Source organism: Mesorhizobium sp. P2_C7, assembly GCF_056404515.1.
The window spans coordinates 116,948-132,176 of record NZ_JBFUDW010000020.1 but is presented as its reverse complement, the minus strand read 5'-3'; the positions used below and the strand labels follow the sequence as shown (position 1 = coordinate 132,176).

The 15,229-nt window shown below is 58.6% G+C and carries 12 protein-coding genes and 1 tRNA gene; 8 read left to right on the top strand and 5 right to left on the bottom strand.

The features are described 5' to 3' along the window. The coding region (locus AC1D2G_RS31405) for a potassium channel family protein (RefSeq protein ID WP_477418883.1) at nucleotides 1-270 on the bottom strand (270 nt) is incomplete at its 3' end. Nucleotides 271-366: 96 nt separating this feature from the next. Beyond that, nucleotides 367-1,461, bottom strand: a complete 1,095-nt coding sequence (cax, locus tag AC1D2G_RS31400) for a calcium/proton exchanger (RefSeq protein ID WP_477228303.1) — start codon at nucleotides 1,459-1,461, stop codon at nucleotides 367-369. A 567-nt stretch (nucleotides 1,462-2,028) separates the two neighbouring features. On the opposite strand from cax, the gene AC1D2G_RS31395 reads away from it, so the two are divergent. The 6 genes from AC1D2G_RS31395 (at nucleotide 2,029) to AC1D2G_RS31370 (ending at nucleotide 10,504) form a co-directional block, all read left to right on the top strand. After that, on the top strand, nucleotides 2,029-2,322 hold the full coding sequence (locus AC1D2G_RS31395) for an HdeA/HdeB family chaperone (RefSeq protein ID WP_457155595.1): 294 nt from the start codon (nucleotides 2,029-2,031) through the stop codon (nucleotides 2,320-2,322). Between the two features lie 571 nt (nucleotides 2,323-2,893). Then, the gene (locus tag AC1D2G_RS31390) at nucleotides 2,894-7,333 is read left to right on the top strand and encodes a GAF domain-containing protein (RefSeq protein WP_477228302.1); all 4,440 of its coding nucleotides are present in this window, start codon (nucleotides 2,894-2,896) and stop codon (nucleotides 7,331-7,333) included. A gap of 220 nt (nucleotides 7,334-7,553) precedes the next feature. After that, entirely contained in the window at nucleotides 7,554-7,910 is a 357-nt protein-coding gene (locus AC1D2G_RS31385; RefSeq protein WP_477228301.1) for an Hpt domain-containing protein, read from the top strand. Then, on the top strand, nucleotides 7,903-9,456 hold the full coding sequence (locus AC1D2G_RS31380) for a response regulator (RefSeq protein WP_477418881.1): 1,554 nt from the start codon (nucleotides 7,903-7,905) through the stop codon (nucleotides 9,454-9,456). The genes AC1D2G_RS31385 and AC1D2G_RS31380 overlap by 8 nt, the downstream gene beginning before the upstream one ends. 392 nt (nucleotides 9,457-9,848) lie before the next feature. Then, on the top strand, nucleotides 9,849-10,052 hold the full coding sequence (locus AC1D2G_RS31375) for a hypothetical protein (protein WP_477301144.1): 204 nt from the start codon (nucleotides 9,849-9,851) through the stop codon (nucleotides 10,050-10,052). 239 nt (nucleotides 10,053-10,291) lie between these two features. Next, nucleotides 10,292-10,504, top strand: coding sequence for a hypothetical protein (locus AC1D2G_RS31370; protein WP_477418879.1), 213 nt, complete (start codon nucleotides 10,292-10,294; stop codon nucleotides 10,502-10,504). 552 nt (nucleotides 10,505-11,056) lie between these two features. On the opposite strand, the gene AC1D2G_RS31365 is transcribed toward AC1D2G_RS31370, so the two are convergent. Then, a tRNA-Met gene (locus AC1D2G_RS31365) sits at nucleotides 11,057-11,133 on the bottom strand. 239 nt (nucleotides 11,134-11,372) lie between these two features. Here AC1D2G_RS31365 and AC1D2G_RS31360 point away from each other — a divergent pair. Beyond that, the gene (locus tag AC1D2G_RS31360) at nucleotides 11,373-12,338 is read left to right on the top strand and encodes a Gfo/Idh/MocA family protein (RefSeq protein WP_095081773.1); all 966 of its coding nucleotides are present in this window, start codon (nucleotides 11,373-11,375) and stop codon (nucleotides 12,336-12,338) included. A 65-nt stretch (nucleotides 12,339-12,403) separates the two neighbouring features. Here AC1D2G_RS31360 and mnmA read toward each other — a convergent pair whose 3' ends face one another. Continuing rightward, a complete protein-coding gene (gene mnmA / locus AC1D2G_RS31355) occupies nucleotides 12,404-13,594 on the bottom strand; it encodes a tRNA 2-thiouridine(34) synthase MnmA (RefSeq protein ID WP_477418877.1) in 1,191 nt (396 codons plus the stop codon). A 290-nt stretch (nucleotides 13,595-13,884) separates the two neighbouring features. On the opposite strand from mnmA, the gene sciP reads away from it, so the two are divergent. Continuing rightward, nucleotides 13,885-14,160, top strand: coding sequence for a CtrA inhibitor SciP (sciP, locus tag AC1D2G_RS31350; RefSeq protein WP_006203587.1), 276 nt, complete (start codon nucleotides 13,885-13,887; stop codon nucleotides 14,158-14,160). A 133-nt stretch (nucleotides 14,161-14,293) separates the two neighbouring features. On the opposite strand, the gene AC1D2G_RS31345 is transcribed toward sciP, so the two are convergent. Next, complete coding sequence (locus AC1D2G_RS31345; RefSeq protein ID WP_457155407.1) at nucleotides 14,294-15,220, bottom strand: NADP-dependent oxidoreductase; 927 nt, start codon at nucleotides 15,218-15,220, stop codon at nucleotides 14,294-14,296. Between the last annotated feature and the right edge of the window lie 9 nt (nucleotides 15,221-15,229).

Below are 15,229 nucleotides of genomic sequence, written 5' to 3'. Positions count from 1 at the left end.
GCTGACAGCCGCAACGAGCCCAGTCAGCACAATCCCTGCGAAACCGATCACCAATGACAGCAACCGCGCCGAAACATGTTTGGGCGTAAAGTCGCCATAGCCGATAGTGAGCCCTGTCACGAAGGTGAAGTAGAGGGCCTCGTCGATCCGCCAACTCTCTATGCGCCAGATCATAAGCCCGGACCCAACCATGACCAGGAGAATCCCCGACAGGATGGGCCAGACCACACGAAGTTGCTGGACGAGCGCCAAGAAGAACAGACGCCTCATTTGCCTTGCTTGCGGCTTGTCGCGTGTCTTTGCCGACATGATCTCCGACCTTTCTGCTGTTCACGGTCAGGAACGCCGCCGATGGTCACGTTGACTTCACGGTATAGCCGGCGGCAGGATGTACAGCGTCATGGCGAAGATTATGTATACCATCAACACGAGGACGCCGACGAACCATGCCGACCGTCCGCTGTTCGTGACGAACATCGCGGTTAGGGTCGCGATTAGCACCATCACCACGGCACCCGGCCAGAACTGCAGGTCCATCGGCGACGGGCCGACCAGGTAACTCAGCAGCACCAGTACGGGTGCAACGAACAAAGCGATCTGGGAAGCGCTTCCCAGCGCGATCCCCACGCTCAAGTCGAGCCGGTTCTTGCGCGCGCCGGAAAACGCCGAGGCCATTTCGGCGGCGCCACCAACCAGTGCGACGACGATAAAGCCGACAAAAGCAGGGGTCATCCCCAAAGCTTCGGCTGCCTTTTGAACTGACTCGACGAAGATCTCGCTGACCAGGGCCACGAGTACTGTGACACCGACCAGCGTGGCCAGGGCCAGTCTAATCGGCCACGGTGCTTCACCTGCTTCGGCATGCTCCGCCGCGGCAAAGACCTCACGATGTGTACGGAGCGAGAACAACAGGCCTAGTCCATATCCGACGATCAGCAGAACGGCCAGGCCAAGGCTGAGCTTTTGGGTGACCGCTGCAGTTGAGGTCGAGTCCACTTCTGCGACAGCCGAAGGCATGAGGAGGGCGATTGTTGCCAAGAAAAGCAGACCCGACTGAAGACGCGCGCTGGCTCTATTGAATTCCTGGAAATGGTATCTGAGTCCGCCGAGCAGAAACGAGGCCCCCAGCATGAACAGCGTGTTGGTGACGATCGCGCCGGCAATGGATGCCTTTACCAACGTGTACTCTCCGGCGCGCAGGGCGGCCAGTGCGATGACCAGCTCGGTCAGATTTCCCAAGGTGGCATTGAGTAGCCCACCGGCGGCATCACCTGTCTCGGCGGCTACGGATTCGGTAGCGTGACTGAGCAACCCCGCCAGCGGTACGATGGCAAGCACCGACAAGACAAAGAGCGCCGTGTGGGCTTCGGGAGTGAACTTCGCGGCGGCGAACACCACCGGCACAGCGACCAGCAACCAAAGCATGGGGCTTTGGCGAATCTCCGTCAGAAGGGGGCTCAACTGTTCACTCCTGTTCGGTCGCCCAGACGGATCGGTGTTTGCCCTGACAATGCACCTGGCTACGGGTAGCGATTATAAGATCCGCCGGCGGATAACCGAAACTCACACCATAGCCGCATTTGACGCCCTCGATGATACCAGCGCTCGACGAGATAGCAAAGCGTCGTGCGCGATCTTGTTCGGCCGCCCGGCATGGCGGGCTCAGGTTTTGGCCATACGACCTGCAGATATTGCTCCGGCGGGCAGCTCTGCTGCTGCGAAACGTAGAAGGCATAGACCTCGATCCGGATGTGGCCGAATCGATCGGCTTGGTTGCTGGCGAACTGAACCTGCCACGGTCAGAAGTGCTACAGACCATCCTGCGCGACTGGTTGATCACTGGTGGCCGGCTACCAGTCGATACGATCGACCTGAAACCGCGCTTGAAAGTGTTCCGAGTGCGTATGCAAGGCATCGGGCTGACCTATCGCCGAAGAGCAACGGGGCGTGAATGTCATACTTCCAACAGAATACTACTGTTTCTTGGTAGCCAGCCAAAGGTGGGGCTTTTGGGAGGAGACTCTGACCATGAAACGCTATTTTCCGATTGCACTCGCAGTTGCGATTATCGGTTTGACCGGCCACGCAATGGCGGAGGAAGTGGACATGTCGAAGCTCACCTGCAAGGAGGTGACTGCTATGCGGCCCGCCAAGATTGCTCGCGTTGCCATGTGGGTGAACGGCTATGTCCATGGCAAAGCTGGCAACGCCAAAATCGACACTGACAAGACAGATGCCAATGCAGAGAAGATCGCTGCTTATTGCAAGAAGCACCCCGACGCCACGGTGGCGAGCGCGTTAGAGGCGGTCGCCAAGATGTAGCAGAAGATTAAATGAAGCCTAGCCGACGGGCGCCTGGACTCGACGGCCCGGTTAACCGGTGTCGGACCGGACCCTGTTCAGGAAACGCACTGGCGGGCTTCCCTGTGACGACCCGGCTACTCGCGCCCTTATACCTTGATGGGACTTAAGCCACTGATTGAATTTGCTGAAATGTGGTAGAGGGACACGAACCCAGAACCAACCTTCTCAGCATGATCAACATCCGCTTTGCGCCGCAAATCGGACGCAGAGACGACTTTTGTCGATTCCCGAAAGCAGTCATCGTCGACGACCAAGTTGAAGTGCCCCAGGACCAGATATTGGCAGCTTCGATGCGTAGGTCGATGCGCAGGTAATCCTCATCCGGCTGGAAGCTATCTTGTAGCGGAACAGGCATTATCGGCGCGGCTCAACTGTTATGGCCGCTGTGCTCTTTAGGCAGATCATTGGGGGGCAGAACGCAAGGCACTGTCAATCGGGCGATTGGCGTGTAACAGTATCTGCTAATATCCTTCAGGCGGTAAGCAAGGCTCCCCTCAAACGGCGGGATGTCTGTTGGGGAAGAGGCCGAATGCCAAGCTTAGTCGAAATGGACCTCGTGAGCCGTCTAGGGGACGCCAACCGCAAAATAGTCGAACTGGAAATCGCAAAGGCCACTGCAGCGACTGAACTTGATAAACTTTTAGCCGAAAACCAGCGCCTACTCAGAATAGGTGAGGAGCGCACAAAGGAACTCGCAATCCTCGGTAGTGTCGGCGAAGCAATGTCGAAGACATTGACGGCAAAGACGGTGACTCGTATTGTCGGTGATAAGGTGCGAGAAATATTCGGAACCGATGTCACTGAAATCCTATTGCACGATGAAGCCTCTGGTTTGATCAGTGTCCCCTATTCGTTTTATCGAGACTATGTGGAGGTCGAACCGTTCCCTTTGGGTGCAGGATTGACTTCCCAAATTATCCTCTCGGGTAAACCGAAGATTCTCAACACCTTCGAGCAAGCGGTTGAACTGGGTGTCATTGTCCTCACCGAAGATGAGCGGTCCGAATCCTACATCGGCGTGCCGATCATCGCCGGAGACAAAACTCTGGGCGTTGTGAGCGTGCAGAGCTACAAAAAAAACGCGTTCAACGAAGATCATGTCCGTCTGTTGCAGGGGCTCTCATCGAGCATGGGCGTGGCCATCGCCAATGCTCGTCTTTTCGATGAGACGCAGCGCCTGCTGAAAGTTTCGGAGGAGCGCGCAAAAGAACTCGCGATCCTCAACAGCGTCGGCGAAGCAATGGCCAAGACGCTGAACGTCAAGACCGTCACTCGCATCGTCGGCGATAAGGTCCGCGAAATATTCGGAACGGACGTTACTGAAATCTTGTTGCGTAGTGATAGGTCTGACCTGATCACCGTACCCTATGCATTTTACAAGGGCTATCAGGATCCCGAGCCATTTGCGATGGGCGAAGGGCTTACGTCAAAGGTCATATCGTCAGGCAAACCATTGGTATTGGGTACGACTGAGCAACACGTTGCTCTGGGCGCGCTCATACCTACCGAGGAGGACAGGACCGAATCCTACCTGGGCGTGCCGATCATCGCCGGTGACAGAATTCTGGGTGTAGTCAGCGTGCAGAGCTACGAGAAGAATGTCTTCAATGAAGATCATGTGCGTCTGTTGCAGGGGCTGTCATCCAGCATGGGCATCGCCATCGCCAACGCCCACCTGTTCGATGAGACCCAGCGCCTGTTGAAAATGATGGAGGCCCGCAACGCTGAACTGGCCTTCGTGAATGGCGTTCAGGAGGTGCTCGTCTCCAATGTCCAAATGCAGGCGATATATGACCAGATCGGCGATAAGATCCATGAGATATTCGACGCCCAGGTGGTGGATATCGGACTTTTCAACCCGGACGACAACCTCCTGCATTTCCCCTACGCGATCGAGCGGAACGTTCGCTTCCCCGATGAGCCGATCCCGCTCGTTGGCTTTCGCAAGCATGTCTTAGAGACGGGGCAGCCATTGCTGCTCAATGAGGGGATCATCGCCGCGACCGAGAAATACGGCAACCCGAGCGTGGCGCAGGGAAAGGCGCCGAAGTCGATCCTGTTCGTACCGATGATCATCGAAGGACAGGCCAAGGGCGTCATCTCGCTGCAAAACCTTGATCGTGAGCACGCCTTCAATGAATCGGACGTGAACCTGCTCACGACGATCGGCAATGCGACGTCAATTGCAATTGAAAAGGCGAGGCTCTTCACCGAGACGCGGCGCTTGCTGAAAGTAACAGAGGACCGCGCAGCAGAACTAGCCATTCTCAATAACGTCGGCGAGGCCATGACGCAGTCGCTGGATCTGGACACGGTCATTCGCCTCGTAGGCGACAAGGTGCGGGAGGCCTTCGGCACCGAGGTCAGCGAAATCTTGTTGCACGACAGCGAATCCGGCCTGATCCATGTCCCTTATGCGTACTTCAGGCAATATAGAGTAATTGATCCATTTCCATTCGGCATCGGTGTAGCGTCCAAAATTATAGAAACAGGGCGGCCGTTGGTCTTTCAGACCCTCGCGAAAGGAAGAGAGATTGGCGCGTACTTTCCAAACGAAGGAGACAGGACTGCATCTTACATAGGTGTACCCATCAAGTCTGGCGAAAAAACGCTGGGGGTTATCAGTGTACAGAGCTACCTGGAGAATGCGTTTGACGAAAATGACGTACGCCTTCTGCAGACGGTCGCCTCCAACATGGGGGTCGCCATTGCCAATGCCCGCCTATTTAACGAAACACAGCGCCTGCTACGAGTGACCGAGGCCCGCGCCGCCGAGCTTGGTGCTATCAGCACGGTCAGCCAGGCGCTGATTGCGGAATCCGAACTCGAAAGCACGATCCAGCTGATCGGCGACCAGATGCAGGAAATCTTCGATGCAGATATCGTCTATGTCGCTCTGCTCGACCCGGAAACCAAGCTAATCCATTTCCCCTATCAGTTTGGCGAGGCCTTCAATACGCTAACCCTCGGTGAAGGGCTGACAAGCAAGATCATAGAAACTGGCCACCCGCTGCTTATCAATCAGGATGTTGCAGAACGCGGTGCTCAGATCGGGGCCACCCCCGTCGGCAAGGATGCCTTGTCCTATCTGGGAGTTCCGATCAAGACGGCGCAAGGCACGCTAGGAGTGATCAGCGTGCAGAGCACTACCCGGGAGGGCATATTTACCGACGACTCGCTCCGCTTGCTTTCCACCATTGCCGCCAATGCCGGTGCTGCCCTGCATAACGCGCAGCTATTTACTGAGCTCAAACAGCTATCCCTTGCGCTGCAGCAAGCAAAGGAGGCGGCCGAGGCGGCAAATGAGGCGAAGAGTTCTTTTCTGGCGACCATGAGCCACGAAATCCGCACACCAATGAACGGCGTGATCGGAATGAGCAACTTGCTGCTCGGTACAAACCTTGACCCCGAACAACGCGAGATCAGCGAGACGATCAGCCACAGCGGGGAGGCGCTGCTAACGATCATCAATGATATACTTGATTTTTCCAAAGTTGAGGCTGGCAAGCTGGAGCTCGATCCAAGGCCCTTCGAACTGCGGGAATGCCTTGAGAGCGCGATTGACCTCGTAGCCTCCAAGACCGCGGAGAAGGGGCTCGACCTTGCCTACCTGGTGGAGCCCGGTACTCCCGACGGGATTGTCGCAGACAGCACGAGGCTGCGACAGATCTTGCTTAACATCCTCAACAATGCCGTGAAATTCACCGAACGAGGTGAAATCGTACTATCGGTGATGAAAGTTCCGCACGCAACTGAGGGTGCGGGCGCAGCCCACAGCGGAAGCGCGGAGGGGTTGTCCACCCTGCAGTTTTCAGTACGCGATACCGGCATCGGTATTCCCGAGGACCGATTGGATCGCTTGTTCAAGTCATTCAGCCAGGTAGATGCCTCGACGACGCGGCGCTACGGCGGGACGGGGCTAGGGTTGGCGATTAGCAAACGCCTGGCAGAACTGATGGGTGGGCAAGTATGGGTGGAAAGTGTTGAAGGGGCGGGTACAACATTCTTCTTCACGATCCGCGCCGCCGCTGCGCCCGCTCCTAGGCAGGCGCAAATGTCCGTGGCCAAAGTTGAACTCGCGGGCAAACGGTTGCTGATCGTGGACGACAACGCAACCAACCGGCGAATCCTATCTCTGCAGGCCCAATCCTGGGCCATGGTGCCACATACAACCGAATCGCCGCTTAACGCATTCGACAGGATTGCAAGCGGCCAACATTATGACGCCGTCGTGCTCGACATGAACATGCCAGAGATGGACGGTATTGAACTGGCCAAACGATTACGTGGGCTTGGTCAAAGCGGTGATCTGCCATTGATATTGTTGAGTTCCCTCGTACCCCTTGATGAGAGGAACAAGGCGGACATCGAAAGCATCAAATTCGCGGCCATGCTTCCCAAGCCGATCAAGCCCTCGCCACTCCTCAATGCTTTCATGTCAGTCTTTGCGGAGGCTCCTGTGCGACCCGCCCGGACCGATCAGCCGAAGGGACCGGCCCTAGATAGTTCGATGGCGGAAAAGTTTCCGCTTCGCATACTGCTTGTCGATGACAACAACACCAATAGAAAGCTTGGCTTCAAAGTGTTGGAGCGCCTTGGTTACCGACCGGACCTGGCAATCGACGGCCGGTCGGCGGTATCCACATACACGCAAGGCAGCCACGACGTCATTTTGATGGATATCGAAATGCCGGACATGGACGGTCTTGCGGCGACAAGATTGATCCGGGCGTCTGGTATCCAGGATGCGCGTCAGCCGTTTATCGTGGCCCTCACCGCCAACGCCATGGCCGGCGATAGGGAAAGGTATCTGGACGCCGGCATGGACGACTATCTCAGCAAGCCGCTACGCGTCGAGGACCTCATCGCCTCGTTGAACAAGGCGGTAGTGTCTGGTGGGCGCAGACCCGCTGGCGCAGCAAAGGATTTCGCGGTGCCCGGCACACCAAGCGGTGAAGAGGCAAATTAGGCGGCTGGCGCAACAACCCCAGGCTCCGTGGCGGCATTGTTTTCGAATTATGAGCTATCACTAAATTAGAATTGCTGCGACATTTAGCTTCTTGAGCACTAGGGGACATTGATAATCTCGGGAAACGGTTCGATTTTCGATATCACTTCAATAACAAACGGGAAAAGTTCGCGGTCACGGGCTGAGGAGCCAGGAGATAGCGGCGCATTTGGGGGTCGTTTTGGCTATCGAAAGAGAGGCGCTTGCAAAGCTTCGCGAGCTTGTAGGTGGCGAGGAAGCCGATCTGGTAGAACTGGTGGAGTCCTTCCTCGAAGAAGGGCCTTCCATCATGCAAGACCTGCAGGCTTCTGTTGCGGCCTCGGATTTGGCTGCCACCCGCAGGGCCGCGCATTCTCTCAAATCCAATGCCAGGGACATGGGGGCTATCGACCTCGCCGAAATCTGCGCTCGACTGGAGCGGCGCTGCGAAAGTCGGGAACAGCCGGATTTGCAGCAGATCGACAGCGCGCAGGACGCCTTCGACTTGGCTGTCACGGAGCTTCGAGAGATTTTCGGTCTGGGAGGACGTCGTGCGTAACCCTGGCAAGATCCTCATAGTAGACGACTCCCGGACCATAAGAATCAAGCTCAAGAAGTCGGTCGAAGCACTCGGACATCAAGCCGAGGCGGTTGAGAGTGGCCGCGAGGCTCTCGACCGGCTTGCTGGCGAAAGCTTCGATCTCATTCTTCTCGACATTATCATGCCCGTGATGGACGGCTTCGAGGTGCTCAAGAGCCTCAAGGCGTCGTCCAGGACGCGGGATGTGCCGGTCATCGTGATCTCAGCGCTCGATGATGAGATGAGCAGCGTCGTCAAGGCGATTGAGCTTGGTGCCGAGGACTTTCTGCCCAAGAACTTTGAACTCGCTCTCCTCAAGGCACGCGTTGCGACCTGCATTGAGAAGAAAAGACTCCGCGACGTTGAGACGGAATATCTGCGGCAGGTGGCCAAGCTGACCAGGGCGGCCGCTACCCTGGAGACAGGGCGGTTCAACCCTTCGAAGCTCGGCATCCGCGATGTGGCAGGCCGTCCAGATGGTCTCGGCAAGCTCGCCACGGTGTTCGCGACAATGGCCCAGAAGGTCTACGAGCGCGAACGAAAGATGCGGCAGAACATCCGCACTTTTCGTGGCGCTTTACTGCTGCTGGCATGTGGCGGGTTATGGGGCGTGGTTGTGCCACTTTCCAAGATGGCTTCGCTGGTCGAGGCTCATCCGGTCGGACTGGCAATCCTTATTGACATTATTGGAGCTGTGTTCTGCATCGGGATAAGCCTGAAGCGTAAAACAATGCCGAATCTCAAGGGTCTCACGCGGGCGGAGTGGAAGTTCATCCTTGGTTTTGCGTTTATCAGCTCCGTGATCAACCAGGTCCTTGTGTATTGGGTGGCAAGCAAGCTTCCAGCTTCTATCGTCTCCATTGTCATCGTACTCGAGGGATTTGCAGTCTTTTTGTTCGCCGCCCTGATGCGGACCGAAGCGCCGAATTTGAAGCGTTTTTTAGGGCTTGGTTTGGGTCTCGTCGGCATCTGCATCATACTTCTCTACGGAGAGCCCGGGGAAATGGCCACCAGTTGGCTGTGGCTGGTCATTGCCCTTGTAATCCCCGTCACTTACGCGACCGAGGATATCTACCTCTCGGAGTCCAAACCCGCCAATATCGATAACGTCGCGCTTTTCGGCATCACGCTCGTTGTCTCGGTTTTGATGCTGATTCCAATTGCCGTCTTTTATCAGGACTTCATACCGTTCGATCTCTTGACCGGTCGGCTTGGCGTCATCGTCGTGCTGATGGCTGCCGCCGGCAATTTGGCGATGCTGCTCTTCATCCTGTTGATCTCCAGCACCGGTGCCGTCTTTGCCAGCCAAAACGCCTACGCGGGGACAGCAGCCGGCATAGGCTGGAGTATGCTTTTGCTTGGAGAGGCCATACCAGCTGTGACATGGGCCTCTCTGGCACTGGTCGTCGTTGGTCTCCTGATGGTCGAGCCCAAGCAGGAGGCTGAGGAGGAACCCCCGCTGATTGACGACTCGCTGGAGGAATTTGTCCCGCGGCTCGATCTGATGCCGGCACCGACGGAATGAAAGATCGGACTACGATCTCGACCGCGGCCGACACGGCTCGTTCCGGGTGGCGCGAGTTCTTCCATGGTAAAAGTCGGGAAGGCTTGGCTATCGGTCGTCATTCGAAGGCCTCTTGCAGGGCTTTACGCGTCCATCTCCAATGGCTCGTGCCTTGGCTCATCGTGCCAGATGACTCGCCTCAAATCGCGCCGGTTGACCGTCTGTCCACATACCGGGCACATGTGAAAGGGGTCAATATCATCCTTTGGCTGATCGCCGTGGCGTCGGCCGACGATGGGCGGCCCGAGTTCCGAGAGCTTCGTCATGGACGCTCGAACCACCGAGCACGGTAAAGGTTCCGGAACTATTTTAGCCAAAGCTTATTTAAGGGAGAGTGGGGAGCATGATCGCCTATTCGACAAAAAGCTACGGAAGCCGGTATTTTTGACCCGTCCGAATTGGCCTTGTTAGGACGAGTTTTCGAGCAGCTCAAGGTCGCCGACCAGCCGACTCCTGCGAGGGACGCACTCGCGTCTCGGATCATCGCGAATTACATGGCCGGCGTGACTGACGAGACGGAGTTGGTATCGCTTTCAAAGCAGCCGTTGGGGCGTTAGAAGCGCCGCTCCGGCGCGTTTCACGTATTGAAGAATGGCCGGTGCGGCTGGGCTATTTTGGGATGCTGGCGGCCACACAGGCCACTGCGGGATCGGGCGTTTTTTTGGGATCGTCCCCCGCGCTGCCTAAGTTATGAGCATATTAGCAGCTGCGCAACTAAGACTATCGGCGACACCAGGCCAAGCGGGACGTGGCACGGAAATTGCGGCGGCATCATCATATCAGGGAGGAGTGAAAAATGATGCGTCAAGATGGAACAACAGCAGCGCCAAAAAGGGCAATACGGCGCGTGCCAGAATGGCGCCTCAAGAAGAGAACGTTTGAGGTTCCGTACCTCATGAAGCTCGGCAACATCAGCCGCCAGGAAGCGCTGGCTTTGATCGCTAGCCATGGTGGAGACGGAGACGAAATCACTGCTGAACTGTTTTCGCGGAGAGGTCGATCACATTAGCTGTTCAGAACATGGGCGGCGTGGCGGATGATCGAAAGCGGTCCTAAGATTGTCTGCAATTCGTGCAGAGTGCCCCTTAGCAGTGTCAGTGAGCCGCAAGGTTCCGACCTCCTAGATCAAGGATAGCCATGGTAGCTTGACAGCGTGAGCGTCCGCTCTGAGCCAGAAGCCGCCGTCGAGTTCAGCCGCTTTACGGCAGCTATTCAACCCTCGACGCCCATGAGCGGACAGTCGGCCCGCGACCCCGATGCCGCCAAGCGCCCGCTCATGGCGCAAGCCAGGCCTAGCGATGGTATGGTTGTGGTCGTTTTTGACAGGCGAGCGAACCGCAAACTGCCGCAGCAAGGCCGGCGCTAAAGCATTGGTATTGCTGTCGTCAAAACCTAGGGATTTTTAGGGCTACTCCCCAGCTTTGGAGAATGATGGGCATTCAGAGAGCGTTTTGGGGAAGAACGTCGTTTCCGCATTCCCCGGCTTTCGGCTGCACACCCCGCAAACGCTGGGCTTTCGGGAAACCGTGCGGCGACCGGAGAATTGTTTGGACTTTGAAGGTGGTAGCGGGAGAGGGACTTGAACCCCCGACCCCAGGATTATGATTCCCGTGCTCTAACCAACTGAGCTACCCCGCCAGGGCGGCGAAAGGCCCGAAATGCGCCTTAAATCGAAAGGCATGTCGGGGGCGTTCGCCAAGGTCGCGCGGATATAAGGTTGGGAGGGCGAGCCTGTCAAGCTTCGAAGCAACCGGCGCGCCGGCTTATTGTCATTGTCGAAAAGCTTTGCCGCGCAGACATTTGGTTGCTGCCGCCGGGGTTGAGTTCGTAGGGGCACGTCGCTATGTCTCGGCCACGAGTTTTAAGAGTTGAAACAGATGAAACCGCGCATTGCAGTCCTCGGTTGCGGATACTGGGGCAGCAACCACATCCGCACCCTCAAGGCGCTCGGCGCGTTGCACGCGGTGTCCGACGCCAACCGGGCTCGCGCCGAAGGCTTCGCCAGCGAGCAGGATTGCCTGGCGATCGAGCCCGACCAGCTGTTCGTCCGTGACGATATCGACGCCATCGTCATGGCGTTGCCGCCGCAATTCCATGCCGACCTCGCGGTGCGCGCCTCCGAGAGCGGCAAGGACGTGCTGGTGGAGAAGCCGATCGCGCTGACGGTGCCAGACGCCGAGCGCGCGGTGCAGGCGGCCAAGGACAATGGCCGCGTCTTCATGGTCGGCCATGTCTTGCGTTTTCATCCCGCCTTCGAGACGCTGAAGGGGCTGATCGACAAGGGCGAACTCGGCGAAGTCCGCTACATCCATTCGCATCGGCTCGGCCTTGGCAAGTTCCACACCGAGAACGACGCGCTGTGGGACCTGGCGCCGCACGATTTGTCGATGATCCTGGCGATCACCGGCACCGAGCCGATCGAGGTGCGCGGCGAAGGCGCTGCCCTGCTCGACAATCTCAGCGACTTCGCGCATCTGCACATGCGCTTTCCCAACGGCCTGCGCAGCCATCTCTTCACCTCGCGGCTCAATCCCTACCGCGAGCGGCGGCTGACCGTGGTCGGCACCAAGGCGATGGCGGTGTTCGACGACGTCGAACCATGGGAACGCAAGCTTGCCGTCTACCGCCACGCTGTGTGGCAGGACAGCGGCCAATGGGCCTTCACCACCAATGAGCCGTCCTATGTCGCGGTTGCCCAGGGCATGCCGCTGACGCGTGAGCTGGAGCATTTCATCCAGTGCATCGAGACACGGGCCGAGCCGCGCACCAGCGGCGAGGAAGCGATCAGGGTGCTGCGCATCCTGACCGCGGGGACGGTCACGCATACCACGCCCAATTCCTGAGAGACCGTTTGGACTCTGTCACTCGCCGGCGCGAATTTCGAAACAGTCTCTGAGCGGGTAGCGGATTACTCGGCGGGGATCTGCGCCGGCCTGGCGGAAAGCCGAGTCAGCATGGCCTCGGCCTCGGCGCCACGCTCCGAACGCTCGATGAAGCCGCCGCCGAACACACGCGCCTCGTTGCCGTCATCGGAATAGAGCACACAGGCCTGTCCGGGCGCGATGCCGGACTCGCCGTCGACCAGTTCCACCCAAGTGGCGCCAGCGCGGTGATGCAGCACGGCWGGGCGGGGCGGGCGGGTCGAACGGACCTTGGCGAACAGCTCCAGGCCACCGGCGGGGACATCGGCCAGCGGCCCGTCGCCCAGCCAGTTCATGTTGCGCAGATAGATCTTGTGCGTCTCAAGCGCCTCGCGCGGGCCGACCACGACGCGGGCGCGGTCGGCGTCGAGATGGACGACGTAAAGCGGCTCGCCGGAAGCGATGCCGATGCCGCGGCGCTGGCCGATCGTGTAGCGCAGGATGCCCTCGTGGCGGCCGAGCAGGCGGCCGTCGATGTGGACGATGTCACCCGGATTGGCAGCAGCCGGCTTCAGCTTGGCGATGATGTCGGAATATTTGCCCTGCGGCACGAAGCAGATGTCCTGGCTGTCCTGCTTGGCGGCAACCGTCAGCCCCATCTCCTCGGCGATGGCGCGAACCTGCGGCTTCGACAGGCCACCGAGCGGGAAGCGCAGATAGTCGATCTGCGCCTGTGTGGTGGCGAACAGGAAATAGCTCTGGTCGCGGTCGGCGTCGACCGGCCGGAAAAGCGCGCGGTGGGCGCCATTGGCGCCGGAGCGGATATAATGGCCGGTGGCCAGCGCGTCGGCGCCAAGCTCCTTGGCGGTGGCCAGAAGATCGGCGAACTTCACCGTCTGGTTGCAGGAAACGCACGGGATCGGCGTCTCGCCGGCGACGTAGCTTTCAGCAAAGGGATCGATCACCGCCTTGCGGAAGCGTTCCTCGTAGTCGAGCACATAGTGGGGAATGCCGAGAGTCTCCGACACTCGGCGCGCATCGTCGATGTCCTGCCCGGCGCAGCATGAGCCGGCCCGGTGCGTTGCCGCGCCATGATCGTAGAGCTGCAAGGTGACGCCGACGACGTCATAGCCCTCGCGCTTCAACAGGCCGGCGACGACCGATGAATCAACACCGCCCGACATGGCAACGACGATGCGGGTGTTTTCGGGACGTCCGGGAAGATCGAGGCTGTTCATGGTTCTTTCGTTCTGCGCGGCGCCTGAATGCCAATGACGCGAATATAGGTCAAGCTTTCCGGCTACGCCAGCTTGCAGGGCCGATCGACAGGCAGCGACCGGTTCCGGCGAATTGAGAGATTTTTCCGCGCCGCTGCTGCGCTTCCCTGCTGATGTTTCAAATGCCGGCGAAAAGACTAACGCGGCGTTCATGATCCTTACCTAGTCATTAGGGTCTGCTTAGGCAATTTTTAAAGCTGTGGCGGTAACGTGGCGGGGATTGGGTCTTTGAGTTTTTTGTAGAGAGTACGATGACCGATCTGGTTAGACCGAGAGTCAAGTATGTTATCGGGCCTGACGGCAGCCCTCTTACGATTGCCGATCTGCCGCCGACGAATACACGTCGCTGGGTTATCCGGCGTAAGGCGGAAGTGGTTGCGGCGGTGCGCGGCGGGCTTTTGAGCCTTGAAGAGGCATGCCAGCGCTACAAGCTCACCACCGAGGAATTCCTGTCCTGGCAGGCGTCGATCGACGAATATGGGCTTGCCGGTCTGCGCACCACGCGCATCCAGCAATACCGGCATTAGGGCATCATCCCGAAAAGTGGAATCCGGTTTTCGGAAAAGATCCTGCTCAAACACTGAGATCGAGCCGGTCAGAACAAAGATCAAAGGGCGCGGCACTCCGCGCCCTTTTGTTTAAAGCGAGTCTTTTTGGCGCTCAGGCCGTCAGCACCACTTTGCCGATCGGCTTGGTGGCAAGAAAGGCGTGCGCCGCACCTGCCTGCTCGAGCGGGAAGCTTTTCGCCACATGGACGGCGAGCTTTTTCGCATCGATCAACCGGGCAAGTTCCAGCAGGCCTTGGCGGTCAGGCACCACCGACATGCGCTCGACCCTTATGTCGCGCGCGCTGGCCTGCGCCCTGGTGGCGTCATTCACGTTCAGCAAAGACACCAGCACGCCGCCGTTCCTGACCACCTTCAGCGAACGATCGGCATGGTCGCCGCCAATCGGCTCCAGCACGAGATCGATGTCGCCAACCGTGTCGGCGAAATCGCCCTTGGTATAATCGAGAACCTCATCGGCGCCGAGCGAGCGGACGAAATCGAGCTTTTGCGGGCTGGCGGTGGCGATGACGTAGGCGCCTCGCGCCTTGGCGATCTGCACCGCCAGATGGCCAACGCCGCCGGCTGCCGCGTGGATCAGCACGCGCTGTCCTGATTTCAGCCCGCCATGGCGGACCAAGCCTTGCCAGGCGGTGAGGCCGGCCAGCGGCAATGCGCCTGCCTCGATGTGGTCGGCGCCCTTCGGCTTCAGCGCGATTTCATCGGCTGGCACAGCCGCCAGTTCGGCGTAAGCGGCGGCCTGCTTGGGGAAGCGCGGCATGCCGAACACCTCGTCGCCGACCTTGAAGCCGGTGACGCCGGCGCCCAGCGCCTCGATGGTTCCCGAGATATCCCAGCCCAGGATGAAGGGTGGCTCGCCGAGCAGGGGGTAATAGCCGGCCCGGACGGAGCCATCGACCGGATTGATGCCGGCTGCCTTGACACGGACCAGCACCTCGCCGGCCTTTGGCGTAGGGTCGGGCTGATTGGCAGTGACCAGGACGTCGGGTCCGCCGACGGAATTCTGGATAACGGCACGCATGGGATGTTC